The sequence below is a fragment of the Citrobacter freundii complex sp. CFNIH9 genome (assembly GCF_002903305.1).
Lineage (GTDB): Bacteria > Pseudomonadota > Gammaproteobacteria > Enterobacterales > Enterobacteriaceae > Citrobacter > Citrobacter portucalensis.
This window is the reverse complement of the sequence record NZ_CP026238.1, coordinates 4296060-4322920: the sequence shown is the minus strand read 5'-3', so window position 1 is coordinate 4322920 and position 26861 is coordinate 4296060. Positions and strand designations below refer to the sequence as shown.

At 53.4% G+C, this 26861-nt stretch carries 22 protein-coding genes; 10 read left to right on the top strand and 12 right to left on the bottom strand.

What is annotated here, in order from left to right; all coding sequences use genetic code 11:
• Nucleotides 1-14 precede the first annotated feature (14 nt).
• The 8 genes from C2U43_RS21890 (at nt 15) to folA (ending at nt 7558) form a co-directional block, all read left to right on the top strand.
• Nucleotides 15-956 carry an electron transfer flavoprotein subunit alpha/FixB family protein gene (locus C2U43_RS21890; RefSeq protein ID WP_008786167.1) on the top strand — a complete coding sequence of 314 codons (942 nt, stop codon included), beginning with the start codon at nt 15-17 and terminating at the stop codon, nt 954-956.
• Nucleotides 957-1004: 48 nt separating this feature from the next.
• Complete coding sequence (locus tag C2U43_RS21885) at nt 1005-2291, top strand: FAD-dependent oxidoreductase (protein WP_103285781.1); 1287 nt, start codon at nt 1005-1007, stop codon at nt 2289-2291.
• Nucleotides 2288-2575 carry a ferredoxin-like protein FixX gene (gene fixX, locus C2U43_RS21880; RefSeq protein ID WP_000203736.1) on the top strand — a complete coding sequence of 96 codons (288 nt, stop codon included), beginning with the start codon at nt 2288-2290 and terminating at the stop codon, nt 2573-2575. Before C2U43_RS21885 ends, fixX begins: the two co-directional genes overlap by 4 nt.
• Nucleotides 2576-2722: 147 nt before the next feature.
• Nucleotides 2723-4066, top strand: a complete 1344-nt coding sequence (locus tag C2U43_RS21875; RefSeq protein WP_020996234.1) for an MFS transporter — start codon at nt 2723-2725, stop codon at nt 4064-4066.
• 91 nt (nt 4067-4157) lie between these two features.
• Entirely contained in the window at nt 4158-4391 is a 234-nt protein-coding gene (locus C2U43_RS21870; RefSeq protein ID WP_003018880.1) for a YgdI/YgdR family lipoprotein, read from the top strand.
• A 103-nt stretch (nt 4392-4494) separates the two neighbouring features.
• On the top strand, nt 4495-5025 hold the full coding sequence (kefF, locus tag C2U43_RS21865; RefSeq protein ID WP_003829618.1) for a glutathione-regulated potassium-efflux system oxidoreductase KefF: 531 nt from the start codon (nt 4495-4497) through the stop codon (nt 5023-5025).
• Nucleotides 5018-6880 carry a glutathione-regulated potassium-efflux system protein KefC gene (gene kefC, locus C2U43_RS21860; protein WP_103285780.1) on the top strand — a complete coding sequence of 621 codons (1863 nt, stop codon included), beginning with the start codon at nt 5018-5020 and terminating at the stop codon, nt 6878-6880. The genes kefF and kefC overlap by 8 nt, the downstream gene beginning before the upstream one ends.
• 198 nt (nt 6881-7078) lie before the next feature.
• A complete protein-coding gene (gene folA / locus C2U43_RS21850; RefSeq protein WP_003018873.1) occupies nt 7079-7558 on the top strand; it encodes a type 3 dihydrofolate reductase in 480 nt (159 codons plus the stop codon).
• A 90-nt stretch (nt 7559-7648) separates the two neighbouring features.
• Here the strand turns inward: folA and apaH are convergent, their stop codons facing one another.
• The 6 genes from apaH to lptD are packed head-to-tail and all read right to left on the bottom strand — an operon-like array spanning nt 7649 to nt 14394.
• Complete coding sequence (gene apaH, locus C2U43_RS21845; protein ID WP_003829612.1) at nt 7649-8497, bottom strand: bis(5'-nucleosyl)-tetraphosphatase (symmetrical) ApaH; 849 nt, start codon at nt 8495-8497, stop codon at nt 7649-7651.
• A 10-nt stretch (nt 8498-8507) separates the two neighbouring features.
• Nucleotides 8508-8885, bottom strand: a complete 378-nt coding sequence (gene apaG / locus C2U43_RS21840; protein ID WP_003018867.1) for a Co2+/Mg2+ efflux protein ApaG — start codon at nt 8883-8885, stop codon at nt 8508-8510.
• Nucleotides 8886-8887: 2 nt separating this feature from the next.
• The gene (rsmA, locus tag C2U43_RS21835) at nt 8888-9709 is read right to left on the bottom strand and encodes a 16S rRNA (adenine(1518)-N(6)/adenine(1519)-N(6))-dimethyltransferase RsmA (RefSeq protein ID WP_003829609.1); all 822 of its coding nucleotides are present in this window, start codon (nt 9707-9709) and stop codon (nt 8888-8890) included.
• A complete protein-coding gene (gene pdxA, locus C2U43_RS21830; RefSeq protein WP_103285778.1) occupies nt 9702-10694 on the bottom strand; it encodes a 4-hydroxythreonine-4-phosphate dehydrogenase PdxA in 993 nt (330 codons plus the stop codon). Before pdxA ends, rsmA begins: the two co-directional genes overlap by 8 nt.
• On the bottom strand, nt 10694-11980 hold the full coding sequence (surA, locus tag C2U43_RS21825) for a peptidylprolyl isomerase SurA (protein WP_032942346.1): 1287 nt from the start codon (nt 11978-11980) through the stop codon (nt 10694-10696). The genes pdxA and surA overlap by 1 nt, the downstream gene beginning before the upstream one ends.
• A gap of 53 nt (nt 11981-12033) precedes the next feature.
• Entirely contained in the window at nt 12034-14394 is a 2361-nt protein-coding gene (gene lptD, locus C2U43_RS21820; protein ID WP_103285777.1) for an LPS assembly protein LptD, read from the bottom strand.
• Between the two features lie 379 nt (nt 14395-14773).
• On the opposite strand from lptD, the gene djlA reads away from it, so the two are divergent.
• Nucleotides 14774-15589: a co-chaperone DjlA gene (gene djlA / locus C2U43_RS21815; RefSeq protein WP_008786173.1), complete on the top strand. Its 816-nt coding sequence runs from the start codon at nt 14774-14776 to the stop codon at nt 15587-15589.
• Between the two features lie 95 nt (nt 15590-15684).
• Here the strand turns inward: djlA and rluA are convergent, their stop codons facing one another.
• The 3 genes from rluA to polB all read right to left on the bottom strand — a co-directional run bounded on the left by rluA (nt 15685) and on the right by polB (nt 21791).
• Nucleotides 15685-16344, bottom strand: coding sequence for a bifunctional tRNA pseudouridine(32) synthase/23S rRNA pseudouridine(746) synthase RluA (gene rluA / locus C2U43_RS21810; RefSeq protein ID WP_003018849.1), 660 nt, complete (start codon nt 16342-16344; stop codon nt 15685-15687).
• An 11-nt stretch (nt 16345-16355) separates the two neighbouring features.
• A complete protein-coding gene (gene rapA / locus C2U43_RS21805) occupies nt 16356-19262 on the bottom strand; it encodes an RNA polymerase-associated protein RapA (protein ID WP_048236149.1) in 2907 nt (968 codons plus the stop codon).
• A gap of 177 nt (nt 19263-19439) precedes the next feature.
• Entirely contained in the window at nt 19440-21791 is a 2352-nt protein-coding gene (polB, locus tag C2U43_RS21800) for a DNA polymerase II (protein ID WP_103285776.1), read from the bottom strand.
• A gap of 573 nt (nt 21792-22364) precedes the next feature.
• Here polB and C2U43_RS21795 point away from each other — a divergent pair.
• Complete coding sequence (locus C2U43_RS21795) at nt 22365-22751, top strand: DUF4751 family protein (RefSeq protein WP_048214956.1); 387 nt, start codon at nt 22365-22367, stop codon at nt 22749-22751.
• Between the two features lie 40 nt (nt 22752-22791).
• Here C2U43_RS21795 and araD read toward each other — a convergent pair whose 3' ends face one another.
• The 3 genes from araD to araB form a co-directional block, all read right to left on the bottom strand.
• Nucleotides 22792-23487: an L-ribulose-5-phosphate 4-epimerase gene (araD, locus tag C2U43_RS21790; protein WP_048214955.1), complete on the bottom strand. Its 696-nt coding sequence runs from the start codon at nt 23485-23487 to the stop codon at nt 22792-22794.
• 105 nt (nt 23488-23592) lie between these two features.
• Complete coding sequence (araA, locus tag C2U43_RS21785) at nt 23593-25095, bottom strand: L-arabinose isomerase (RefSeq protein ID WP_103285775.1); 1503 nt, start codon at nt 25093-25095, stop codon at nt 23593-23595.
• A 10-nt stretch (nt 25096-25105) separates the two neighbouring features.
• Nucleotides 25106-26815, bottom strand: a complete 1710-nt coding sequence (araB, locus tag C2U43_RS21780) for a ribulokinase (RefSeq protein WP_103285774.1) — start codon at nt 26813-26815, stop codon at nt 25106-25108.
• Nucleotides 26816-26861 lie beyond the last annotated feature (46 nt).

The following is a 26861-nucleotide window of genomic DNA, read 5'->3' as shown; positions in this document are numbered from 1 at the left end:
TATCAGGGGATGTTATGAACAAATTTTCCAGTGTCTGGGTATTCAGCGATACCCCTTCTCGTCTGCCGGAACTGATGAATGGTGCGCAGGCTTTAGGTGAAAACGTTAACACGTTTGTGCTCAGCGATGAGGACAGCGCGGCGGCATGCCATTTAGGTGCGGATCATGTCTGGCTGCTCAGCGGCAAACCAGAAGACCGTATGGTTGAAGACTACGCCGATGCGATGGCCGAAACCATTCGTCAGCACAGCGAGGGCGGCGCGGTGCTGCTGCCGAATACGCGTCGGGGCAAGCTGTTAGCGGCAAAGCTGGGCTTTCGCTTGTCGGCTGCAGTCTCAAACGACGCCAGCGCAGTCGCGGTGCAGGACGGAAAAGCGGCGGTCAAACATATGGTCTACGGCGGCCTGGCGATGGGAGCAGAAACAATCGCTTCACCGTTTGCCGTGATCACTCTCAGCAGCGGAACGTTTGACGCGCAGCAACCGGATACCGCCCGCAGCGGCGAGGTGCACACCGTCCAGTGGCAGGCTCCGACTATCGCCGTGACCCGTACGGCAACGCAGGCGCGTCAGAGCAACAGTGTCGATCTCGACAAAGCCCGTCTGGTGGTCAGCGTGGGACGCGGTATTGGTAGCAAAGAAAATATCTCGCTGGCCGAAGCGCTGTGCCAGGCGATTGGCGCTGAGCTGGCCTGTTCCCGTCCAGTGGCGGAAAACGAGAAGTGGATGGAGCACGAACGCTACGTCGGCATTTCCAACCTGATGCTCAAACCAGAACTGTACCTGGCCGTGGGGATCTCCGGGCAGATCCAACATATGGTCGGCGCCAACGGCGCGCAGACGATTTTCGCCATCAACAAAGATAAAAATGCGCCGATCTTCCAGTACGCAGATTTTGGCATCGTTGGCGATGCGCTGAAGATCCTGCCTGCGCTGACGGCTGCTCTGGCGCGTTAAACTATTCGGGCAGGGTGCGAAAGTATCCTGCCACTGACAGGAGTACGTATGTCCGAAGATATCTTTGATGCCATCATCGTGGGTGCAGGTCTGGCCGGTTCGGTTGCGGCGCTGGTGCTGGCTCGGGAAGGTGCACAGGTGCTGGTCATCGAGCGCGGCAATTCTGCTGGCGCGAAGAATGTCACCGGTGGGCGCATGTATGCCCATAGCCTGGAACGCATCATTCCCGGCTTTGCTGAGCAGGCCCCCATTGAACGCATAATCACCCACGAAAAACTCGCCTTTATGACCGATAAAGGGGCGATGACCATCGACTATTGCAATGGTGAAGAGGCTGCATCGTCGCAGGTTTCTTATTCCGTCTTACGCAGCAAATTTGACGCCTGGCTGATGGAGCAGGCCGAGGAGGCGGGAGCCCAGCTTATCACCGGTATTCGGGTGGATAACGTTGTGCAGCGCGAAGGCAAAGTCGTGGGCGTGGAAGCCGACGGCGATATTCTGGAAGCCAAAGTGGTGATCCTCGCTGACGGGGTGAATTCTTTGTTGGCAGAAAAACTGGGCATGGCAAAGCGCGTTGAGGCATCGCATGTTGCCGTTGGCGTAAAAGAGCTGATCGAATTGCCAAAATCGGTGATTGAAGATCGTTTCCAGTTACAGGGGAACGAAGGTGCAGCTTGCCTGTTTGCCGGTTCTCCAACTGATGGGTTGATGGGCGGGGGCTTCCTCTATACTAATGAAACGACCCTTTCTCTGGGGCTGGTCTGCGGTCTTCATCATCTGAAAGATGCTAAAAAATCGGTCCCACAAATGCTGGAAGATTTCAAACAGCATCCGGCGGTTGCCCCACTGATCGCCGGTGGCAAGCTGGTGGAATATGCCGCGCACGTCGTACCGGAGGCCGGTATGAATATGCAGCCTGAACTGGTGGGTGACGGTGTGCTGATTGCCGGTGATGCTGCCGGAATGTGTATGAACCTCGGCTTTACCATCCGCGGTATGGATCTCGCCATATCCGCAGGCGAAGCGGCCGCGAAAACGGTGCTTTCCGCGATGAAGCGCGACGACTTCAGCAAGCAGTCGCTGGGCGAATACCGTCAGCATCTCGATGATGGTCCAATGCGCGATATGCGCATGTATCAGAAGCTTCCCGCTTTCCTTGATAACCCACGCATGTTTACCGCCTATCCCGAAATGGCGGTCAGCATCGCGCGCGACCTGTTCACCGTAGATGGCTCTGCTCCGGTGCCAATGCGCAAAAAAATCCTGCGTCATGCGAAGGAAGTGGGCTTCATCAACCTGATGAAAGATGGCCTGAAAGGAGTGACCGTATTATGACATCTCCCGTCAATGTGGACGTCAAACTGGGCGTCAATAAGTTCAATGTGGATGAAGACAGCCCGCACATCATTCTCAAAACCGATCCTGATAAACAGGCGCTGGAAGTACTGATTAAGGCCTGTCCGGCCGGACTGTATAAAAAACAGGACGACGGCAGCGTCCGTTTTGATTACGCCGGATGCCTGGAGTGCGGAACGTGCCGCATTCTCGGACTTGATACAGCGTTGGAAAAATGGGAATACCCGCGCGGGACATTTGGCGTGGAGTTTCGCTACGGCTAATAAGTACGAGGTTGTGCACCCGTAGGTCGGATAAGACGTGGTAGCGTCGCCATCCGGCAATCATGTGGCGCCAATGCCGGATGGCGGCCTAAACGCCTTATCCGGCCTACAGATGACGCTTTGCCCGTGTTGAAACAGGAAGTCGCTATGCAGCAGCCCAGGAACTTTGATGACATCAAATTTACCTCTATTCACCGCCGGATAATGCTGTGGGGAAGCGGTGGGCCATTTCTGGATGGTTATGTGCTGGTGATGATTGGCGTGGCGCTGGAACAGCTCACGCCAGCATTGAAACTGGACGCACAGTGGATTGGTCTGCTGGGGGCCGGCACGCTCGCCGGTCTGTTTGTGGGGACGTCGCTGTTTGGCTACATTTCCGATAAGGTCGGGCGGCGCAAAATGTTCATCATCGATATTATCGCCATTGGTGTGATATCGGCGGCAACCATGTTTGTTTCCTCACCCATTGAGCTGTTGGTAATGCGTGTGCTGATCGGCATTGTGATTGGTGCCGATTATCCGATTGCTACCTCGATGATTACCGAGTTCTCCAATACCCGCCAGCGCGCTTTCTCCATCGGTTTTATCGCCGCGATGTGGTATGTCGGCGCCACCTGTGCCGATCTGGTCGGTTACTGGCTGTATGATGTTGAAGGAGGATGGCGCTGGATGCTGGGCAGCGCGGTGATCCCTTGTATTTTGATCCTGATTGGGCGCTTCGATCTTCCTGAATCGCCGCGCTGGCTGCTGCGTAAAGGTCGGGTGAAAGAGTGTGAAGCGATGATGATCAAACTGTTCGGCGAACCGGTGGTGTTCGACGAAGAGGCGCCGCAGGAGACGCGCTTCCTACAGCTGTTTAACCGCCGTCATTTCCCGTTTGTCCTGTTTGTCGCCGCTATCTGGACCTGTCAGGTGATCCCGATGTTCGCCATTTATACCTTTGGTCCGCAGATTGTTGGACTGTTGGGGCTTGGTGCCGGGAAAAGCGCGGCGTTGGGCAATGTGGTGATAAGCCTGTGCTTTATGCTGGGGTGCATTCCACCCATGTTCTGGCTCAATAGCGCGGGCCGTCGGCCATTGTTAATTGGCAGCTTTATTATGATGACGCTGGCGCTGGCCGTGCTGGGGTTAATTCCTGATATGGGAGCGTGGCTGGTGGTGCTGGCGTTTGCCGTGTACGCCTTTTTCTCGGGGGGACCGGGAAATCTTCAGTGGCTGTACCCAAATGAACTGTTCCCTACCGACATTCGCGCATCTGCTGTCGGGGTGATTATGTCCTTAAGCCGCATCGGCACCATTGTTTCAACATGGGCGCTGCCGGTGTTCATTACCAAATACGGGATCAGCAATGTCATGCTGATGGGCGCAGGAATTTCGCTGATTGGCCTGCTGGTGTCCATCGCTTTCGCCCCGGAAACGCGAGGTCTGACGCTGGCGCAAACCAGTCAAATGACGATTCGCAGTAAGCCCGTGACCAGGGCGAGTTATTAGGAGTGTTCTGTATTTTCCCTGCAACTCAGTCAGTTAGCCTACAGTTAACTGGGTATATCACTAAAAACAACTGAAAAGCAGGGAGAACACCATGCAAAAACATATCCTGATCACCTCAATTTTTACCGCAGCAGCACTGTTTACCGTGGCCGGTTGTTCCTCAAACCAGGCGGTTAAAACCACCGATGGCAAAACAATCGTCACTGACGGCAAACCGCAAGTCGATGATGATACTGGCCTGGTGTCGTATAAAAATGCGCAAACGGGTAAGACGGAACAGATTAACCGCGATCAGGTTAAAGATATGAGTGAGCTGGATAACTAGTTCAGTTTTCTCCATTCAGCCACTCAATAATATTGACTGTTAGCCTGTGGATTAAGTGACTAAACTCACTGTTATTACAATAATGCAGTGAAACAGGCTAATCATGATCCTCATCATTTATGCGCACCCCTATCCGCAGCACTCGCATGCGAATAAGCGGATGCTTGAACAGGCAAGGACGCTGGAGGGCGTGGAGATCCGCTCGCTCTACCAGCTCTACCCCGACTTCAATATCGATATTGCCGCTGAACAGGATGCGCTGGCACGCGCTGATTTGATCATCTGGCAGCATCCGATGCAGTGGTACAGCACACCTCCATTACTCAAGCTGTGGATGGATAAAGTCCTTTCGCACGGCTGGGCGTATGGTCATGGCGGTACTGCGCTGCACGGTAAACATCTGCTGTGGGCGGTGACGACCGGCGGCGGTGAAAACCACTTCGATATTGGCTCCCATCCCGGATTTGATGTGCTTTCTCAACCCTTACAGGCGACGGCACTTTATTGTGGCCTCAAATGGCTACCGCCGTTTGCGATGCACTGTACGTTTATCTGTGATGATGAAACCCTGCAAGCGCAGGCTCGTCACTACAAACAGCGTCTGATGGAATGGCAGGAGGCACACCATGGATAGCCATACGCTGATACAGGCGCTGATTTATCTCGGATCGGCGGCACTGATTGTCCCCATCGCCGTACGGCTGGGACTCGGGTCGGTACTGGGGTATCTCATCGCCGGGTGCATTATCGGCCCATGGGGCCTGAGGCTGGTGACGGACGCCGAATCCATCCTGCATTTTGCGGAGATCGGTGTGGTGCTGATGCTGTTTGTCATTGGTCTGGAGCTGGATCCGCAACGTTTGTGGAAACTGCGAGCCTCGGTGTTCGGCGGCGGCGCATTGCAAATGGTAGTCTGCGGAGGCCTGATTGGTGTGTTCTGTATGTTCCTCGGCCTGCGCTGGCAGGTAGCGGAGCTGATCGGCATGACGCTGGCGCTTTCCTCTACGGCTATCGCTATGCAGGCAATGAATGAACGCAACCTGATGGTTTCGCAAATGGGCCGCAGCGCGTTTGCCGTGCTGCTGTTCCAGGATATCGCTGCTATTCCACTGGTGGCGATGATCCCATTACTGGCAGCGAGTGGCGCATCAACAACGCTTGGGGCGTTTGCATTGTCTGCCCTTAAGGTAGCGGGCGCACTGGTGCTGGTGGTGCTGTTAGGTCGTTATGTCACACGTCCTGCCTTGCGTTTTGTCGCCCGTTCGGGCCTGCGGGAAGTGTTCAGTGCCGTTGCGCTGTTCCTCGTGTTTGGCTTCGGTCTGCTGTTGGAAGAGGTTGGATTGTCGATGGCGATGGGGGCATTCCTGGCCGGGGTGCTGCTGGCAAGCTCTGAGTATCGTCACGCGTTGGAAAGCGACATTGAACCATTTAAAGGACTGCTGCTGGGGCTGTTTTTCATCGGTGTAGGGATGTCTATCGACTTTGGTACGCTGATTGATAATCCCTTGCGCATTATCATTCTACTGGTCGGTTTCCTGGTTATCAAAACCGTCATGTTGTGGTTGATAGCGAAACCGTTGCAGGTGCCGAACAAGCAGCGTCGCTGGTTTGCCGTATTATTAGGGCAGGGCAGTGAGTTTGCCTTTGTGGTGTTTGGCGCGGCGCAAATGGCAAATGTGCTCGATCCTGACTGGGCGAAATCGCTGACGCTGGCGGTGGCGTTGTCGATGGCGGCTACACCGATTTTGCTGGTGATTTTGACGCGTCTGGAAAAATCGGCGACTGAGGAAGAGCGCGAAGCCGATGAAATCGATGAGGAGCAACCGCGGGTGATCATCGCCGGGTTTGGGCGATTTGGCCAGATAACCGGTCGTTTGCTGTTGTCGAGCGGGGTCAAAATGGTGGTTCTTGATCATGATCCGGATCATATCGAAACGCTGCGTAAATTCGGGATGAAGGTTTTCTATGGCGACGCGACCCGGATGGATCTGCTGGAGTCTGCCGGGGCGGCGAAAGCTGAAGTTATTATTAATGCCATTGACGATCCGCAAACCAGCCTGCAGTTAACCGAAATGGTGAAAGAGCATTTCCCGCATCTGCAAATTATTGCTCGTGCGCGCGACGTGGATCATTACATCCGCCTGCGCCAGGCGGGCGTGGATATGCCGGAACGTGAAACCTTTGAAGGTGCACTGAAGACCGGACGTCTGGCGCTGGAAGGTCTCGGGCTTGGGCGCTATGAGGCACGTGAGCGGGCTGACGTATTCCGCCGATTCAATACCATGATGGTAGAGGAGATGGTGAAAGGGGAAAATGACGCGACTTCCCGCGCGGCCGTTTATAAACGCACCAGCGCAATGCTGAGTGAAATTATTGCGGAAGATCGTCAGCACTTATCGTTAATTCAACGCCATGGCTGGCAAGGCACGGATGAAGGTAAGCATACGGGCGACGTCGCCAATGAGCCGGAAGTGAAACCGTCAGCATAGGGTAAAAAATGTGATGTTCTGCAAACTTTACTGCTAATTGGCTGTTTTTGAACTACTGTAATGCTGGCGTACCACCTTAAATAGGTCGGTTCGCCAGCAGAACGGAAAATTTTCCTGTTCATCCTCTTTCCGCCAGTCGACGAAAGATTGCGCTTTCCGTATAGTGGCGACAATTTTTTTGTATCCGGGAAATATTCAATGATCAGTCTGATTGCGGCGTTAGCGGTAGATCGCGTCATCGGTATGGAGAACGCCATGCCGTGGAACCTCCCTGCCGATCTCGCCTGGTTTAAACGTAATACCTTAAACAAGCCGGTTGTCATGGGACGCCACACCTGGGAATCCATCGGGCGACCGTTACCTGGGCGTAAAAATATCGTCATCAGCAGTAAGCCTGGCACCGACGATCGCGTGCAGTGGGTGAAGTCTGTGGATGAAGCAATTGCGGCCTGCGGCGATGAACCTGAAATTATGGTAATTGGCGGTGGGCGTGTGTATGAGCAGTTCCTGCCAAAAGCACAGAAACTGTATCTGACGCACATTGATGCGGAAGTGGAAGGGGATACGCATTTCCCGGACTACGAACCGGATGACTGGGAGTCGGTGTTCAGTGAATTCCACGATGCCGACGCGCAAAACTCTCACAGCTACTGCTTCGAGATTCTGGAACGTCGTTAATACTGTAAGTGCCGGATGGCGGCGAAACGCCTTATCATCCAGCTAATGTAGGCCGGATAAGGTGCGAGCACCGCATCCGGCAAACGACTATCAGGCGTTGACCGCTTCGCCAGGATCCAGATTCAGATGGCGATTTGACGGCTGCACGAAGTACTGTTTGTCTTCCCAGCGCAGACAGGTGAGATCGCCTCCCCAGCAACACCCCGTATCCAGCGCGTAAATGCCTTCTGGCGTGCCTTTACCCTCCAGCGATGCCCAGTGCCCGAATGCAATGCTGTATGCTTCACTGACAGGTCCAGGAATGGCAAACCACGGCTTCAGCGGGGCAGGTGCGTCTTCTGGTGACTCTTTGCTGTACATATCCAACTGACCGTTAGGGAAGCAGTAACGCATGCGGGTAAAGGCGTTGGTAATAAAACGCAGGCGCGCCAGCCCGGTCAGTTCCGGGGTCCAGTTATTGGGCATGTCGCCGTACATCGCATCAAGGAAGAAGGGATACGAGTCGCTCGACAACACGGCTTCAACATCGCGAGCACAGTCTTTTGCTGTCTGCAGGTCCCACTGTGGGGTGATACCGGCATGCGCCATCACCAGCTTCTTCTCTTCGTCTACCTGCAACAGCGGTTGACGGCGGAGCCAGTTAAGTAATTCGTCGGCATCCGGTGCTTCGAGCAGCGATGTGACCCTGTCTTTAGGTTTATTACGACTGATACCAGCAAATACGGCCAGCAGGTGTAAATCGTGATTACCCAATACTAACCGCACGCTGTCGCCCAGTGATTTCACGTAGCGCAAAACGTCCAGCGAGCCCGGTCCACGAGCGACCAGATCGCCGGTGAGCCATAGGGTGTCTTTTTCGGAATTAAAGTCTACCTGATGCAGCAAGGCTACCAGTTCATCGTAACAACCGTGAACGTCGCCAATAAGGTATGTCGCCATAGTTATTGTTTTAATGAATGAGTGTTGGAACGGCGAGTCGGAATACGGGAATATCGATGGTAAAGGCGATGCCTTGTTCATCGATCATTTCGTAATGACCCTGCATGGTGCCCAGCGGTGTTTCAATCACCGCACCGCTGGTGTACTGGTACTCTTCGCCGGGTTCGATGTGGGGCTGGACGCCAACCACGCCTTCACCCTGAACTTCGGTTTCGCGGCCATGACCATTAGTGATCAACCAATAACGCCCCAACAGCTGCACAGGCGCTCGCCCCAAATTGCGGATAGTTACGGTGTAAGCAAAAACGTAACGTTCATCATCAGGTGAGGATTGCGCCTCAATGTAGACGCTTTGTACCTGAATGCACACTCGGGGCGAATTGATCATGTTTAACTCTCCTTCGATGGCGCGTTTTCTGACAGATAGTTAGCCATCCGGCAGTATTGCGCAACAGAGATATTTTCCGCTCGCATCGCCGGATCAATGCCCAGCTCTGTCAGTACTTCAACGCTAAACAGGTTGCCGAGACTGTTACGTACCGTTTTACGGCGCTGATTAAACGCTTCGGTGGTAATACGGCTCAGCACACGAACATCTTTAACCGGGTACGGCATCGTCGTATGAGGGACCAGACGCACAACGGCTGAATCAACTTTAGGCGCTGGCGTAAATGCGGAAGGCGGTACTTCAAGTACCGGGATCACATTGCAGTAATACTGCGCCATGACGCTTAATCGACCATACGCTTTACTGTTTGGCCCTGCAACCAGACGATTCACCACCTCTTTTTGCAACATGAAATGCATGTCGGCAATGGCATCAGTATAGGAAAAAAGATGGAACATGAGCGGCGTGGAGATGTTGTACGGCAGGTTGCCGAATACGCGCAGCGGCTGTCCCATCGTTTGCGCCAGTTCGCCGAAGTTCATGGTCATGGCATCTTGCTGATAAATCGTCAGCTTAGGCCCTAAAAACGGGTGTGTCTGTAGGCGTGCTGCCAGATCGCGGTCGAGTTCAATGACCGTGAGCTTGTCCAGACGTTCGCCTACTGGTTCGGTCAATGCCGCCAGGCCCGGGCCGATTTCGACCATAGCCTGACCTTTCTGCGGGTTGATAGCAGAGACAATACTTTCGATCACAAACTGATCGTTGAGGAAGTTCTGCCCGAAACGTTTACGGGCTAAATGGCCCTGATGGACTCGATTATTCATTGGTATTAACAATCATTTTGATGGCGAGATTAAGCGCCGTAATAAAACTGCCGACATCTGCTTGTCCACGGCCCGCGAGTTCAAGTGCGGTGCCGTGATCGACGGATGTGCGAATAAAGGGCAGGCCCAGCGTGATATTCACACCGCGACCAAATCCCTGGTATTTTAGCACGGGGAGACCCTGATCGTGGTACATTGCCAGCACGGCATCCGCGTGGTCGAGATATTTGGGCTGAAACAGCGTATCTGCGGGCAGCGGACCGTTTAATTTCATTCCCTGCGCACGCAGTTCATCGAGTACCGGAATGATGGTGTCTATCTCTTCCGTTCCCATATGTCCGCCTTCACCAGCATGCGGGTTTAGACCGCACACCAGAATATGCGGATCGGCAATGCCGAATTTGGTGCGTAAATCATGATGCAAAATGCCGATCACTTCCTGAAGCAGGGCGGGCGTAATGGCGTCGGCAACGGCTCTGAGCGGCAAATGCGTGGTTGCCAGGGCAACGCGCAGCTCTTCGGTCGCCAGCATCATAACAACTTTCTTTGCCTGTGAGCGCTCTTCAAAAAACTCGGTATGTCCGGTAAACGGGACGCCAGCGTCATTGATAACGCCCTTGTGAACCGGACCGGTGATCAGCGCCGCAAACTCACCTTGCAGACAGCCATCGCAGGCGCGAGCCAGCGTATCCACCACATATTGCCCGTTTTCTACCGCCAACTGACCCGCGACAACAGGTGCCCGCAGCGCAATCGGTAACAGCGTCAATGTGCCTGCTGATTGCGGTCTGGCTGGGGTATCTGGAGAGTAGGGGAGGAGTGAAAGCGGTAAACCGAGCATCGCTGCCCGGTCAATGAGGAGTGCTGCATCCGCACAGACAACAAGTTCTACAGGCCAATCGCGCTGGGCGAGCTGAACCACCAGGTCCGGGCCAATCCCGGCGGGTTCGCCGGGAGTGATAACAACGCGTTGAGCACGAGTCATTAGTTGCTCAGAACTTTAACGTAAGCGCTGGCGCGCTGTTCCTGCATCCAGGTTGCTGCTTCTTCCGAGAATTTACGGTTCATCAGCATACGGTAAGCTCTGTCTTTCTGCGCTGCGTCAGTTTTATCAACGTTACGCGTATCCAGCAGTTCGATCAGATGCCAACCGAAAGAGGAGTGCACCGGGGCGCTCATCTGGCCTTTGTTAAGTTTGGTCAGTGCATCGCGGAAAGCAGGGTCGAAAATATCCGCTGCAGCCCAGCCCAGATCGCCGCCCTGGTTGGCAGAGCCTGGATCCTGAGAAAACTCTTTAGCGGCTGCCGCGAAGGTAGTTTTACCGCTCTTAATATCTGCCGCGATTTGTTCCAGCTTCAGACGCGCCTGCTGATCGGTCATGATCGGCGACGGCTTAAGCAGAATGTGGCGAGCATGAACTTCAGTCACGGAGATGCTCTGGCTTTGGCCACGCATATCGTTGACTTTCAGGATGTGGAAGCCGACACCGGAACGAATTGGGCCAATGATATCGCCTTTTTTCGCAGTGCTTAACGCCTGGGCAAAGATACCCGGCAGCTCCTGAATACGTCCCCACCCCATCTGGCCGCCTTTCAGCGCCTGCTGGTCAGCGGAATAAGTAATAGCCAGTTTGCCGAAATCACTACCGTTACGCGCTTCATCAACAACAGAGCGCGCCTGGCTTTCAGCCGCGTTAACCTGGTCGGACGTTGGGTTTTCCGGTAATGGGATCAGAATGTGGCTCAGGTTCAGCTCGGTGCTGGCATCGTTTTGGTTGCCCACCTGTTGCGCCAGGGCATCTACTTCCTGAGGCAGGATGGTGATGCGACGGCGAACTTCGTTGTTACGCACTTCAGAGATGGTCATCTCTTTGCGGATCTGGCTACGATAGGTTGAATAGCTTAAGCCATCCTGTGCCAGGCGGCTGCGCATCTGATCCAGCGTCATGTTGTTCTGCTTGGCGATGTTGGCAATAGCCTGATCCAACTGCTCGTCAGAGATTTTCACCCCCATCTTCTGACCCATTTGCAGGAGGATTTGATCCATGATCAAACGTTCCAGGATCTGATGACGCAGCGTAGCGTCATCCGGTAATTGCTGACCTGCCTGACCTGCATTCAGTTTTACTGACTGCATTAAGCCATCGACGTCGCTTTCCAGAACGACGCCGTTATTGACGACGGCTGCAACTTTATCGACTACCTGTGGGGCAGCGAAACTGGTATTCGCGATCATGGCGATACCGAGAAGCAGCGTTTTCCAGTTCTTCATACTTTTTCCATTTCAATTAACCGCAATGCGGATTACGTTGTAAATCAATCAGATCATAAAGAGCTTTGATACGGCAAAATGTTCGAACGCAGCATTTGGTTGGTGCCGAGACCGTAGTTGGAGCTCAGACCGCGCAGTTCGATATTAAAGCCGATCGTGTTGTCATAAATCGCGTGTTGCTGGGTATTATCCCAACCGTTCAGCTTACGTTCGTAGCCAAAGCGAATGGCGTAACAGCAGGAGTTGTACTGTAAGCCCAGCATTGAATCTGCTTCTTTGTTCACGTTGGTATCGAAGTAGTAAGCACCAACAATCGACCAACGCTCAGCAATTGGGAAGCTTGCCACCGCGCCCACCTGCGAAATCCCGTTTTTATACTGATCTGCCGTAGAGTAGTAAGACGGTAGAGTCGCCTGGATATATTCCGGGCTGGCGTAACGGTAATTCAACTGCAGCATCCGGTTTTCATCGCGACGGTATTCGATACTGCTGCTGCTGTTGGCGATACTATCCAGACGCGTGTCGTACTGGATCCCACTGCGTAAACCCCAGCGATCGGAGATACGCCAGTAGGTGTCGCCCGCCCATACCAGTGAACCCGTTTTGTCGTCATTCTCCCATTTAATGTTGTCATCGCCGGTGCGAGACTCGGTGAAATAGTAGATTTGACCCACAGAAATATTAAAACGTTCAACGGCAGCGCCATCATAAACGCGAGATGTGACCCCGGTCGTCACCTGGTTGGCAGAAGCAATACGGTCCAGACCGCCATAAGTACGGTCACGGAACAGGCCGCTGTAGTCAGATTGCAGCAAGGATGAGTCATAGTTATAGATATGACTTTGGTCGCGATACGGTACGTACAGGTACTGCGCGCGCGGCTCCAGCGTCTGGGTATAGCCCGGTGCCAGCATTTGCATGTCGCGCTCGAATACCATTTTGCCGTCAACTTTAAACTGCGGCATGACGCGGTTGGCTGACTCGTCGAGCTTGTTAACGTTACTCGGGTTGTTGTTGTACCAATCCAGATTGGTCTGCTGATAGTGTGTCGCTAGCAGCTTCGCTTCGGTATTGATACTGCCCCAGTTATTCGACAACGGTAGATTGATCGTCGGTTCCAGGTGAACACGCGTTGCTTCCGGCATGTTGTCATTGGTATTGACGAAATGGACCGCCTGGCCATAAATACGGGTATCAAACGGACCAACGTCATTCTGGTAATAGTTGACGTCTAACTGCGGCTGGGCAGAGTAACTGTTACTGTTTTGTGCGTCGAAGACCTGGAACTGCTTGGTCGATACCGTAGCGTCAAAGTTTTGTACCGCGTAGCCGACGCTGAATTTCTGCGTGGCGTAGCCGTCGGTACTGGAACCGTATTTATTATCGAAATCGTTAAAGTAGCTGGTGTCGCTGACCTTGGTGTAGTCGACGTTGAAACGCCACACCTGGTCCAGTACACCGGCGTGCTGCCAGTAGAACAGCCAGCGACGTGAATTGTCATCCTTCGGATGTTCGTCCTCGTACACTTTATCGGAATTCAGATAGTCAAACTCCATCAAGCCCGCACCCGCCTGGGTGAGGTAGCGGAATTCGTTCTCCCACATGATCCCGCCACGACGGTGCATATAATGTGGCGTGATGGTGGCGTCCATATTGGGCGCAATGTTCCAGTAATACGGGAGGTAGAACTCAAAATAGTTATTGGTGGAATATTTTGCGTTCGGGATCAGGAAACCGGAACGGCGTTTATCGCCGACGGGTAACTGTAAATAAGGACTATAAAAGACCGGAACCGGACCCAGTTTAAAACGGGCGTTCCAGATCTCCGCGACCTGTTCTTCACGGTCGTGGATAACTTCGCTACCGACGACGCTCCAGGTATCGGAACCTGGCAGACAGGAGGTAAAGCTACCGTTTTCCAGAATGGTATAACGGTTTTCCCCACGCTGTTTCATCAGGTCGGCTTTCCCGCGCCCCTGACGGCCCACCATCTGGTAATCACCTTCCCAGATGTTGGTATCTTTGGTATTCAGATTGGACCAGCCCTTCGGTCCCTTCAGAATAACCTGATTGTCGTCATAATGGACATTGCCCAACGCATCGACGGTACGTACTGGCTCCGGCTGGCCTTCAGCCTGCTTCTGATGAAGCTGTACTTCGTCGGCCTGCAGGCGGCTGTTACCCTGTGCGATATCCACGTTGCCGGTAAACACCGCGTCATCGGGATAATTCCCTTTTGCGTTGTCGGCATTGATGGTGACGGGTAACTCATTAGTCTCGCCCTGTACCAGAGGACGGTCATAGCTCGGCACGCCCAGCATACACTGTGAGGCGAGATCGGCTGCCAGGCCCTGATGGCTATAGAGGGCGCTGGCAATCATGGTGGCCAGAAGAGTGGGAATACGTTTTTTCATACGTTGTATTTATTGTTCCATCATCAGTAGCGTCGCGCGTGACAAACGGTCACAGCCTAACTTATCTCATCTTCACTTCGCTAGTATTAATCCTGCCCATTTTATACCCGCCACCTTTCAAGCTGCATCTTCGTTGTCTTCCTCGTTCACCCCAGTCACTTACATGGGTAAGCTCCAGGGGACTCACTACGTTGCCGCCTTGCTGCAACTCGAAATCCAACGGGTATAGCGTTTGTGGTGTTAGGCACGGCATTGAATGACAGGTATGATAATGCAAATTATAGGCGATGTCCCACAATTGACCGCAGCCGTAAATCGGTAAAAGCACCTTATATTGTGGGACATAGCCTGGCTGAGAGCGGAAAGATTTGGGGAGTCTATGCAGTATTGGGGAAAGATAATTGGTGTAGCCGTGGCCTTAATGATGGGCGGCGGCTTCTGGGGTGTGGTTCTGGGGCTGTTAGTTGGCCACATGTTCGACAAAGCCCGCATGCGCAAAATGGCGTGGTTTGCCAACCAACGTGAACGCCAGGCGCTGTTTTTTGCCACCACTTTTGAGGTGATGGGGCATCTGACCAAATCCAAAGGTCGCGTCACGGAAGCCGATATACATATCGCCAGCCAGTTGATGGATCGGATGAATTTGCACGGTGACTCGCGAACGGCTGCACAACATGCCTTCCGGGTAGGAAAATCGGATAATTACCCATTACGTGAAAAGATGCGTCAGTTTCGCAGCGTCTGTTTTGGTCGATTCGATCTGATCCGCATGTTTCTGGAGATTCAGATCCAGGCGGCATTTGCCGATGGGTCGTTGCATCCTAACGAACGTGAAGTGCTGTATGTGATTGCTGAAGAGTTGGGGATCTCACGCACCCAATTTGATCAGTTCCTGCGCATGATGCAGGGCGGCGCACAGTTTGGCGGCGGATATCAGCAGCAGTCTGGCGGCGGTGGTTGGCAGCAGGCGCAACGCGGCCCGACGCTGGAAGACGCCTGTAATGTGCTGGGTGTGAAAACGACCGACGATGCGACCACCATCAAGCGGGCTTACCGTAAGCTGATGAGCGAGCACCATCCGGACAAACTGGTCGCGAAAGGTCTGCCGCCAGAGATGATGGAAATGGCGAAACAAAAAGCGCAGGAAATCCAAAAGGCTTACGAGCTGATTAAGGATCAAAAAGGATTCAAGTAATTGAATTGCCGGATGCGGCTAGCGCCTTATCCGGCCTACGTTAATGAATGTAGGCCGGGCAAGCGAAGCGCCCCCGGCATAAATTGGCTCAGAATTTAAAAATCTGCCGGGACTTTAAACGTCATACTGTTACCGTATTCGGGATGCGTGATGGTTAACATCTCTGCATGCAGCAACAGGCGCGGCGCTAACGCCAGAGCTTCCGGCGGAGCATAGAAGCGGTCGCCCAGGATAGGATGCCCTAAAGCCAGCATATGCACACGCAGCTGGTGGGAGCGTCCGGTAATGGGTTTGAGCACGACCCGGGCGGTGTTATCCGCCGCGAACTCCACAACTTCATACTCGGTCTGCGCCGATTTCCCGGTCTCATAACATACTTTTTGCTTTGGCCTGTTTGGCCAGTCGCAAATCAGCGGTAAATCAACCAGACCCTCGGCCGGAGCAGGATGCCCCCAGACGCGTGCGACATACTGTTTTTTCGGTTCGCGCTCGCGAAACTGGCGTTTTAGCTCGCGCTCTGCCGCTTTGGTTAGCGCGACTACAATCACGCCGCTGGTTGCCATATCCAGACGATGCACGGATTCAGCCTGCGGATAATCGCGCTGAATACGCGTCATCACGCTGTCTTTGTGCTCATCCAGACGACCTGGCACAGACAACAAGCCGCTCGGCTTGTTGACCACCATAATGTGTTCATCCTGATACAGGATGACCAGCCAGGGTTCCTGCGGCGGATTGTAGTTTTCCATCCCCATGTATGGCTCCGTTACTGATGCGTCACGACGATCAGGCGCAGGGCATCGAGACGCCAGCCCGCCTGATCCAGGCTTTCCATCACCTGCTGACGGTTGCTTTCAATTGCGCTAAGTTCGTCATCACGGATGTTCGGGTTAACGGCACGCAGCGCTTCGAGACGGGAAAGTTCTGCCGTCAGCTTCTCGTCAGCTTCTTTACGCGCTGCGTCGATCAGCGCACGGGCTGATTTTTCCACCTGCGCTTCACCGAGTTGCAGAATGGCATGAACATCCTGCTGCACGGCGTTGACCAGTTTGCTGCCGGTGTGGCGGTTAACGGCGCTGAGCTGACGGTTAAAGGTTTCGAACTCAACCTGTGCAGCAAGGTTATTGCCGTTTTTATCCAGCAGCATGCGTACCGGCGTTGGTGGCAGGAAGCGGTTTAGCTGCAGTTGTTTCGGCGCTTGCGCTTCAACAACATAGACCAGCTCAACCAGCAGTGTACCAACAGGTAATGCTTTGTTTTTTAACAACGAAATAGTGCTGCTTCCGGTGTCGCCGGAGAGGATCAGATCCAGACCATTGCGGATCAGCGGATGCTCCCAGGTAATAAACTGGGCATCTTCACGCGACAGGGCGACATCGCGCTCGAACGTAATGGTGCAGCCATCTTCCGGCAGCCCAGGGAAATCCGGCACCAGCATATGATCGGACGGCGTCAGCACGATTAAATTGTCGCCACGGTCATCCTGATTAATACCGACGATATCAAACAGGTTCATGGCGAAGGCGATCAGGCTGGTATCGTCGTCCTGTTCTTCAATACTCTCAGCCAACGCCAGTGCTTTTTCGCCGCCGTTAGAGTGGATCTCCAGCAGGCGATCGCGACCTTGCTCTAGCTGTGCTTTCAGCGCGTCATGCTGTTCGCGGCAGGTTTTGATCAGATCGTCAAAGCCCTCGGTATTTTCTGGTTCAGCCAGGTAGCCGATCAGATTGTTATAGACCGTGTCATAGATAGTACGGCCGGTCGGACAGGTGTGTTCGAACGCATCCAGACCTTCGTGGTACCAGCGCACCAGCACAGATTGCGCGGTTTTTTCCAGGTACGGAACGTGAATCTGAATATCATGCGCCTGACCAATACGGTCCAGACGGCCAATACGCTGTTCCAGCAGATCCGGGTTGAACGGCAGGTCAAACATCACCAGATTGCTGGCGAACTGGAAGTTACGCCCTTCGGAGCCGATTTCAGAGCACAGCATTACCTGGGCGCCGCTATCTTCTTCGCTAAACCATGCTGCGGCGCGGTCACGCTCAATGATCGACATCCCTTCATGGAATACGGCAGCGCGGATACCTTCGCGTTCGCGCAGAACCTGCTCCAGCTGAAGCGCGGTGGTGGCTTTTGCACAGATAACTAATACTTTTTGCGAGCGGTGGCTGGTCAGGTAGCCCATCAGCCATTCCACGCGCGGGTCAAAGTTCCACCAGGTGCCGGTGTCGCCTTCGAATTCCTGATAAATCTGTTCCGGGTAGAGCATGTCGCGCGCCCGGTCTTCTGCACTTTTACGCGCGCCCATAATGCCGGAGACTTTAATCGCCGTCTGGTATTGGGTCGGCAGCGGCAGCTTGATGGTATGCAGCTCGCGTTTCGGGAAGCCTTTCACACCGTTACGGGTGTTACGGAACAGCACACGGCTGGTGCCATGGCGGTCCATCAGCATCGAAACCAGTTCCTGACGCGCGCTCTGGGCGTCTTCGCTGTCGCTGTTTGCCGCCTGCAATAGCGGCTCAATGTCCTGCTCGCCAATCATGTCGCCTAACATGTTCAGCTCATTGTTACTCAGCTTGTTGCCTGCCAGTAGCATGGCGACGGCGTCGGCGACCGGACGATAATTTTTTTGCTCTTCAACAAACTGGGCGAAATCGTGGAAACGGCTCGGGTCCAGCAGGCGCAGGCGTGCAAAGTGACTTTCCATGCCCAGCTGCTCCGGTGTAGCGGTTAGCAGCAGGATGCCCGGCACACGTTCTGCCAGTTGTTCAATGGCCATATATTCGCGGCTGGGCGCGTCTTCGCTCCACACAAGGTGATGGGCTTCATCGACAATCAGCAGATCCCACTCGGCGTCACACAGGTGCTCCAGACGTTGTTTATTACGACGGGCAAAGTCCAGCGAGCAGATGACCAGTTGTTCGGTTTCAAACGGGTTGTAGGCGTCGTGCTGCGCTTCTGCATAACGCTCATCATCAAACAGCGCAAAACGCAGGTTGAAGCGGCGCAGCATTTCGACCAGCCACTGGTGCTGTAATGTCTCCGGGACGATGATCAGCACGCGCTCTGCGGCGCCGGACAGCAGTTGTTGATGCAGGATCATCCCGGCTTCAATGGTTTTACCTAAACCCACTTCATCTGCCAGTAAAACGCGAGGGGCATGACGACGGCCAACATCATGGGCAATGTTCAGCTGGTGAGGAATCAGGCTGGTACGTTGACCACGCAACCCACTCCACGGCATACGGTATTGTTCGCTCTGAAATTTACGTGCGCGATAGCGCAGAGCAAAGCGATCCATGCGGTCAATCTGGCCAGCAAACAGGCGATCTTGTGGTTTGCTGAATACCAGTTTGCTGTCGAGCAGTACTTCACGCAGCATGACACCGGTTTCTTCGGTATCCAGGCGGGTTCCGATATAGGCAAGCAGGCCGTTTTCTTCTTTTACTTCATCGACATGCAGTTGCCAGCCTTCATGGCTTGTTATCGTATCGCCAGGATTGAACATCACGCGGGTCACGGGGGAATCACTGCGCGCATACAGACGGTTTTCGCCCGTCGATGAGAAAAGTAAAGTGACGGTTCGCGCATCCATGGCGACAACAGTACCAAGTCCCAATTCGCTTTCTGTATCGCTGATCCAGCGTTGACCAAGTGTAAAAGGCATATATGTTCGGCTCTATATCTTTAATTGCAGGCAATACTCGTCATTTTCCGGGCTAATCCCCGTTATTGAGAGCATACGACCCCGCTACCAGGCTAATAAATCAGTGGTAGTGGTGTTAAATGGGTCCAGGAATGGAAAGGGCGCTATGGTACTGGATGGCGGCGGTTTCGTCACGCGTCAAAATAACCCCAGTTGTCCTGTGAGTAGTGTAGCAAAATTATCGTCAATAAAGGGAAGAATTCCCTCAGCAACAGGTTGGATCTGGCGGGTCAGATAATGCTCGTAATCGAGCGCAGATAGCTGATAATCAACAGGTTCTGGGCCATTGACCGTCCAGACATATTTTATGGTTCCGCGATTCTGATACTGCGGTGGACGCCCCAGCTTTACATTCTGCTCATCGGCGAGTCGCGCGGCACGAACGTGTGGTGGAACATTTCGCTGGTATTCGCTTAACGGGCGGCGCAGGCGCTTGCGGTACACAAGTTGTTCATCCATTTCACCGGCCATCAGACGGGCAATAGTCTCGCGAACAAACTCCTGATAAGGTTCGTTACGAAAAATTCGCAGGTATAGCTCCTGCTGAAATTGTTGGGCCAGCGGCGTCCAGTCGGTTCGTACCGTTTCCAGTCCCTTAAACACCATACGTTGCTCAGCACCGTCCTGAATCATCCCTGCATAGCGTTTTTTACTGCCGGTATCTGCACCGCGAATGGTCGGCATCAGAAAGCGACAAAAATGGGTTTCAAATTCCAGCTCCAGCGCGCTGGTCAGATTTTGTTGCTTCAGCGATTGCGCCCACCAGGTGTTGACATAGCTCACCAGTTCCCGACCAATTCGGGCTGCATCGTCTTCTGAGTGCGCCTTTTTCAGCCAGACAAAGGTGGAATCGGTATCGCCATAAATGACATCGTAACCCTGAGCCTCAATTAACGCTTTGGTCTGGCGCATGATCGCATGGCCGCGCATGGTAATGGACGAGGCCAGTCTCGGGTCGAAAAAGCGACAGGCGGTGGTGCCCAGCACGCCGTAAAATGCGTTCATGATGATTTTCAACGCCTGCGAGAGTGGCTTATTGCCGCGGCGTTTTGCTTCTTCGCGCCCGTGCCAGATCTGAGTAACGATTTCAGGCAGGCAGTGCTTTTCGCGTGAAAACCAGGCGTCAAGGAAACCTTCGGTGCTGTGTTCCGGATCCGGCTGCGCCATCCCTTCGATAAGCCCCACCGGATCGATTAAAAAAGTACGAATTATTGAGGGATACAGGCTTTTGTAATCCAGCACCAGTACGGAGTCGTATAAGCCTGGGCGCGAGTCCATCACATAGCCGCCGGGACTGGCGTGCGCGGGGACTTCACCGAGATTCGGCGCCACATAACCCGCCCGGTGCATGCGCGGAAGGTAGAGGTGGCCGAAGGCGGCAACCGAACCACCGTGACGGTCGACCGGCAGACCGTTGACCGTCGAGCGCTCCAGCAGAAATGGCATGATCTCGGTTTTATGAAAAATGCGCGTGACCAGCTCACAGTCTTTGAGATTGTAGGTGGCGAGCGCGGGTTTATCCTGGGCAAACCGACGGTCAATTTCGTCCATTCTGTCCCACGGATTATCAATCGACTTCCCTTCGCCAAGCAGCTCTTGCGATACCGTTTCCAGTGAAAATGACGAGAAATTCCAGAACGCGGATTTGAGCGCCTCAATACCGTCGATAATCAGGCGCCCCTTAGCCTGAGCGAAGAATACGCCGTTCTTGAAGCCATGCTCGCGCCACTCAAGCTCGCTGCTATCACGACCAAAACGCAGGGGAATGCGGTAACGTTCGGCGTGCTTTTGCAGGACGCGTAAATCGAATTGCACGACGTTCCAGCCGATTATCACATCAGGATCGTGACGGGCAATCCAGTCATTGAGTTTTTCCAGCAACTGCGGGCGGCTTGCTACGTACTCAAGTTCAAAATCAAGCGTAGAGGCGTCGCCGTTTGGCGGGCCGAGCATGTAGACAATACGCTGCCCACAGCCTTCAAGACCGATGCAATAGAGTTCGCCGTGGCGCGTGGTTTCAATATCCAGCGATACCCATTTTAGCGGTGGTCGATAGTCAGGGTTCGGCTTCAGGCGGGCATTCACCAGCATGTCATTATGTCTGTCGCCTTCGACCCAAACAGGGGAGGTGATAAAGCGCTCCATCAGATACCGCTCAGGTGGGCGTACGTCGCCCTCATAGACGGTGACTGCGTTTTCGCGCAGCAGTTTTTCCAATCGCATGAGCTGGCGATGTGAGCGGCAATACAGTCCGGAAACAGGCTGGCGGTGGAAGTCTTGCAATTGCAGCGATTTCAGGCGATAGCCGTTTTCAGTGCGTAATAATGACATTACGCGAGGAACCTGACTGGTGGGAATAAACGCGACCGACTCCTGAGGCGCGAGCGTGACCAGCAGCGGCCCATCATCTGTAGCCAGCCAGAATGAGACCTCAGTTCCCTGCGGGGTGTCCCGCCAGTGCCGGGTTAAAATAAAACCTGCTTGCGCCACGCTGCGTATCCGTCAAAAAACCAGGCATTATTATAGCCTGGTTCTGATAGATTAGCTGTGATTTTATACAGTTGTCATGCTCAGAAGAGGTTACTGCCCGAAATACGCTTTCCTGAGTAAAATAATTATTCTTACCTGACAATGTTATCTTCATATGCAATATATGAATCAAATAGCTTTGATAGGCTACAGATAGATATGTTATAGCTGGTATTTGTACATTAGTTTCCATTAATTACGTTGTTTATGTTTTAATTGTTAATTACAAGTTCGTTTTCATACTTTTTATGATTTTTAGGAATAGTGCTCATTTGATTTTGCTACATATTTCTCGGATTAGTAAAAAAATTATATTTTTATTTGTTTTTATTAGCTGTTAGTGTAAAACTTTCATTCGAAATGTTTGGGTCATTATCTTAAATATAATATATTTAAATGGGGTTGTTATTGTTCTAACTAAGCAGTTTCAATTCGATTTCGTCGGAAAATTCTCTGTGAATATAATTTTATTTTGTCGATGGCTTGTGCATTTTTTTGTCCTTTTAATATTAATTTTGAAAAAATGGAGTTTTTATGAACGTTCTTTCCAAACATCAGCTTGGCATTAAATATCAGAACTATATGTTTGTTAACACAATGATTTCTAATCCAGCGATTAAAACTGTGAGCAAATATATTTTATATAAAACATGGGACGGTAAGTTGTGGAATGCTGAAATTATTGAAAATGGTAGCGCTTTTTTTCACTGGCAGGGTAATGACAAAAGTAAGGGACACAAAGATACAGTGATTAATTATCTGCTGAACGGGCAGAAGTGGCAGGCGACGATTACAGATTATATCTTTTTCCATTGTCTGGAAGGAAATAAGGCTCATGGACACTATGATAATGTAATTGATTATATCTGTTCAAATGATTGTGTATACCAAGGTTCATTCGCCGAATATTATAGCGAATAACTATAAAGGAGCGCGTAGATTATCTGCGCGCTTATTTCTTTTACTGCCCGTAATACGCTTTTGCACCGTGTTTGCGCAGGTAGTGTTTATCTAGCAGGGTTTGCTGCATATCCGGTAACTGCGGCGCGAGCTGGCGACAGAAGATCCCCATATAGGCGACTTCTTCCAGCACGATGGCGTTATGCACCGCATCTTCGGCATTTTTTCCCCAGGCAAATGGACCGTGAGAGTGCACCAGCACGCCAGGCATCTGTGCGGCATCAATACCTTGTTTTTCAAAGGTTTCAACGATTACGTTACCGGTTTCCCATTCATATTCGCCGTTGATTTCTTCGTCGGTCATTTTGCGTGTGCAGGGAATCGAACCGTAGAAATAGTCCGCATGGGTGGTCCCCGTGGCCGGAATCGACTGACCCGCCTGCGCCCAGATGGTTGCATGGCGCGAATGGGTGTGAACAATGCCGCCAATGGTCGGGAATGCCTGATACAGCAAACGATGTGTTGGGGTATCTGAGGAAGGTTTCTTCGTACCTTCAACAACTTCACCCGTGGCGATACTGACTACCACCATATCGTCGGCGGTCATTACGCTGTAATCGACTCCCGAAGGTTTAATCACAAACACGCCGCGCTCGCGATCGACGGCGCTGACGTTCCCCCAGGTCAGGGTGACCAGATTGTGCTTAGGCAACGCCAGATTGGCTTCCAGTACCTGACGTTTGAGATCTTCTAACATGATGCTCTCCGATGAATCTTGCCGGATGGCGCTACGCTTATCCGGCCTACAAATCGCACATTCTTGTAGGTCGGATAAGGTGTTTACGCCGTCATCCGGCAGTTGTTAACGTTTGAAGCCGTAATACACTTCGTTCCAGCGCAGCGCGTCCTTAAAGGCTGGCAGGCGGGTATCGTTATCGATCACCGCGATCTCGATATCGTGCATTTCAGCGAACTGACGCATGTCGTTCAGATCCAGCGCGTGGCTGAACACGGTGTGGTGCGCGCCACCGGCCAGGATCCAGGCTTCAGAAGCGGTTGGCAGATCCGGTTGAGCTTTCCATAGCGCGTTAGCGACAGGCAGTTTTGGCAGGGAGTGCGGCGTTTGTACCGTGTCGATGCAGTTAACCAGCAGGCGATAGCGATCGCCGAGATCGATCAGGCTGGCAACCACTGCCGGGCCGGTTTTGGTGTTGAAGATCAGACGGGCAGGATCGTCTTTACCACCAATGCCGAGGTGCTGTACGTCGAGGATCGGTTTCTCTTCCACCGCGATGGACGGGCACACTTCCAGCATGTGCGAGCCGAGCACCAGATCGTTGCCTTTCTCGAAGTGGTAGGTGTAATCCTCCATAAATGAGGTGCCGCCCTGCAGACCGGTTGACATCACCTTCATGATGCGAAGCAGAGCGGCGGTTTTCCAGTCGCCTTCGCCCGCAAAACCGTAGCCTTGCTGCATCAGACGCTGTACGGCCAGACCAGGGAGCTGTTTCAGGCCGTGTAAATCTTCAAATGTGGTGGTGAAGGCGTGGAATCCGCCCTGTTCCAGGAAGCGCTTCATCCCCAGTTCAATACGGGCCGCTTCCAGGACATTCTGACGTTTTTCACCGTGGACTTGCGTCACCGCCGTCATGGTATAGGTGCTTTCGTACTCATCGATTAGCGCGTTGATTTCACCGTCGCTAATTGCGTTCACTACCTGCACCAGATCGCCCACGGCCCAGGTGTTTACCGAGAAGCCGAACTTGATCTGCGCAGCGACTTTATCGCCATCGGTGACCGCAACTTCACGCATGTTGTCGCCAAAACGGCAGACTTTCAGGTGGCGGGTATCTTGTTTGGACACGGCCTGGCGCATCCAGGAGCCAATGCGTTCGTGCGCTTGTTTATCCTGCCAGTGGCCGGTGACCACGGCATGCTGCTGACGCATACGCGCGCCGATGAAGCCGAACTCACGACCGCCGTGCGCAGTCTGGTTCAGGTTCATAAAGTCCATATCAATGCTGTCCCACGGCAGGGCGGCATTGAACTGGGTGTGGAACTGCATCAGCGGCTTGTTGAGAATAGTCAGGCCGTTAATCCACATTTTGGCCGGAGAGAAGGTATGCAGCCAGACCACCATCCCTGCACAGCGATCGTCGTAATTCGCGTCACGACAGATAGCGGTAATCTCATCAGGGGAAGTGCCCAGCGGTTTTAATACCAGCTTGCAGGGCAGTTTGGCTTCAGTATTCAGTGCGTTAACGACGTGCTCGGCATGTTGGGTTACCTGACGCAGGGTTTCAGGGCCATACAGATGCTGGCTACCAATCACAAACCACACTTCATAGTTATCAAAAATCGTCATTGTCGTGTCCTTAATGTGTCAGGGTTGCCAGGTCTACCGGGGCTTGTTGCGCCGGAGCGGCAGTCGGAAGGTATTGCTGTTCAGCGCTTACTGCCCACTGCTGATAGCGGCGGTAAAGCTGTTCAAAACGTTGAGCCTGCTCTGGGCGAGGTTGCAGCGTGTTTTCCACGGCGCTTGCCATCTGCTGCTGAGCGGCAGGGATATCGGCGTGTACTTTCGCGGCAACGGCGGCGAAGATAGCTGCACCGAGTGCGCAGCACTGGTCTGAAGCGACAATCTGTAGCGGACGGTTCAGCACGTCACAGCAGGCCTGCATGATGACCGGGTTCTTGCGCGCGATACCGCCAAGCGCCATCACGTTGTTAACCGCAATGCCTTGTTCGGTGAAGCATTCCATGATGGCGCGTGCGCCAAAGGCCGTGGCGGCAATCAGACCACCGAACAGCGCTGGCGCATCGGTTGCCAGATTCAGGTCGGTAATGACGCCTTTCAAACGCTGGTTGGCATTCGGCGTACGACGACCATTGAACCAGTCGAGCACCACCGGTAGGTGATCCAGCGACGGATTTTTCGCCCATGCTTCGGTGAGCGCAGGCAGCAGCTGTTTTTGGCTGGCTTTAATCTGTGTTTTCAGTTCCGGGTGCTGCGCGGCAAGCTGTTCCAGCGGCCAGCTCAGCACGCGGCTAAACCAGGCATAGATGTCACCGAATGCAGACTGACCAGCTTCAAGGCCAATAAAATTAGGTACCACGCTGCCATCAACCTGGCCGCAAATGCCTTTCACCGCACGCTCGCCAACGCTTTGCTTGTCGGCAATCAGAATGTCGCAGGTTGACGTGCCGATGACTTTCACCAGCGTGTTAGGCTGTGCACCTGCGCCGACCGCGCCCATATGGCAGTCAAAAGCACCGCCTGCAATCACCACACTCTCCGGTAGCCCCAGACGCTGTGCCCACTCGGCGCACAGGGTGCCAACCGGCAGATCCGCGGTGAAGGTATCGGTAAACATTGGGTATTGCAGATGGCGGTTGAGGATGGGGTCGAGTTCGTCAAAGAAACTGGCTGGCGGCAGACCCCCCCAGCTTTCATGCCACAGGGATTTATGCCCGGCGCTGCAGCGACCGCGACGAATATCCTGCGGGCGTACGGTGTTGGAGAGCAGGGCTGGAACCCAGTCGCATAGCTCAATCCACGAAACCGCAGCTTCGGCAACTGCGTGGTCCTGACGAGTTACATGCAGGATTTTGGCCCAGAACCATTCGCTGGAATAAATGCCACCGATATAGCGGGAGTAATCGATCTTGCCCGGTGTATGGCACAGGCGGGTGATTTCTTCGGCTTCTTCTACTGAGGTGTGATCTTTCCACAGGACAAACATTGCATTCGGGTTTTCCGCGAACTCCGGACGCAGCGCCAGTACATTACCGTCTGCATCGATGGGTGCCGGGGTTGAGCCGGTACTGTCAACGCCAATCCCGACCACTTCCGCGCGCTGCTCAGCGCTCAGTTCGGCCAGTACGGTTTTCAGCGCCGCTTCCATGGATTCAATGTAGTCGCGCGGATGATGGCGAAACTGGTTGTTTGGGCCATCGCAATACTGCCCTTCCTGCCAACGTGGGTACCACTCAACGCTGGTGGCGATCTCTTCGCCGGTGGCACATTCCACCGCCAAAGCGCGTACTGAATCACTACCAAAATCGAGGCCAATTGCAATCGCCATCGTCTTACTCCATCCAAAAATACGGGTATGGATAAACAGTAGTGAG

What these genes read in the sequence shown, in the direction of transcription:
- C2U43_RS21890 (WP_008786167.1), top strand. Translation starts at nt 15, where the DNA reads ATGAACAAATTTTCCAGTGTCTGGGTATTCAGCGATACCCCTTCTCGT.
- C2U43_RS21885 (WP_103285781.1), top strand. Translation starts at nt 1,005, where the DNA reads ATGTCCGAAGATATCTTTGATGCCATCATCGTGGGTGCAGGTCTGGCC.
- fixX (WP_000203736.1), top strand. Translation starts at nt 2,288, where the DNA reads ATGACATCTCCCGTCAATGTGGACGTCAAACTGGGCGTCAATAAGTTC.
- C2U43_RS21875 (WP_020996234.1), top strand. Translation starts at nt 2,723, where the DNA reads ATGCAGCAGCCCAGGAACTTTGATGACATCAAATTTACCTCTATTCAC.
- C2U43_RS21870 (WP_003018880.1), top strand. Translation starts at nt 4,158, where the DNA reads ATGCAAAAACATATCCTGATCACCTCAATTTTTACCGCAGCAGCACTG.
- kefF (WP_003829618.1), top strand. Translation starts at nt 4,495, where the DNA reads ATGATCCTCATCATTTATGCGCACCCCTATCCGCAGCACTCGCATGCG.
- kefC (WP_103285780.1), top strand. Translation starts at nt 5,018, where the DNA reads ATGGATAGCCATACGCTGATACAGGCGCTGATTTATCTCGGATCGGCG.
- folA (WP_003018873.1), top strand. Translation starts at nt 7,079, where the DNA reads ATGATCAGTCTGATTGCGGCGTTAGCGGTAGATCGCGTCATCGGTATG.
- apaH (WP_003829612.1), bottom strand. Translation starts at nt 8,497, where the DNA reads ATGGCGACATACCTTATTGGCGACGTTCACGGTTGTTACGATGAACTG.
- apaG (WP_003018867.1), bottom strand. Translation starts at nt 8,885, where the DNA reads ATGATCAATTCGCCCCGAGTGTGCATTCAGGTACAAAGCGTCTACATT.
- rsmA (WP_003829609.1), bottom strand. Translation starts at nt 9,709, where the DNA reads ATGAATAATCGAGTCCATCAGGGCCATTTAGCCCGTAAACGTTTCGGG.
- pdxA (WP_103285778.1), bottom strand. Translation starts at nt 10,694, where the DNA reads ATGACTCGTGCTCAACGCGTTGTTATCACTCCCGGCGAACCCGCCGGG.
- surA (WP_032942346.1), bottom strand. Translation starts at nt 11,980, where the DNA reads ATGAAGAACTGGAAAACGCTGCTTCTCGGTATCGCCATGATCGCGAAT.
- lptD (WP_103285777.1), bottom strand. Translation starts at nt 14,394, where the DNA reads ATGAAAAAACGTATTCCCACTCTTCTGGCCACCATGATTGCCAGCGCC.
- djlA (WP_008786173.1), top strand. Translation starts at nt 14,774, where the DNA reads ATGCAGTATTGGGGAAAGATAATTGGTGTAGCCGTGGCCTTAATGATG.
- rluA (WP_003018849.1), bottom strand. Translation starts at nt 16,344, where the DNA reads ATGGGGATGGAAAACTACAATCCGCCGCAGGAACCCTGGCTGGTCATC.
- rapA (WP_048236149.1), bottom strand. Translation starts at nt 19,262, where the DNA reads ATGCCTTTTACACTTGGTCAACGCTGGATCAGCGATACAGAAAGCGAA.
- C2U43_RS21795 (WP_048214956.1), top strand. Translation starts at nt 22,365, where the DNA reads ATGAACGTTCTTTCCAAACATCAGCTTGGCATTAAATATCAGAACTAT.
- araD (WP_048214955.1), bottom strand. Translation starts at nt 23,487, where the DNA reads ATGTTAGAAGATCTCAAACGTCAGGTACTGGAAGCCAATCTGGCGTTG.
- araA (WP_103285775.1), bottom strand. Translation starts at nt 25,095, where the DNA reads ATGACGATTTTTGATAACTATGAAGTGTGGTTTGTGATTGGTAGCCAG.
- araB (WP_103285774.1), bottom strand. Translation starts at nt 26,815, where the DNA reads ATGGCGATTGCAATTGGCCTCGATTTTGGTAGTGATTCAGTACGCGCT.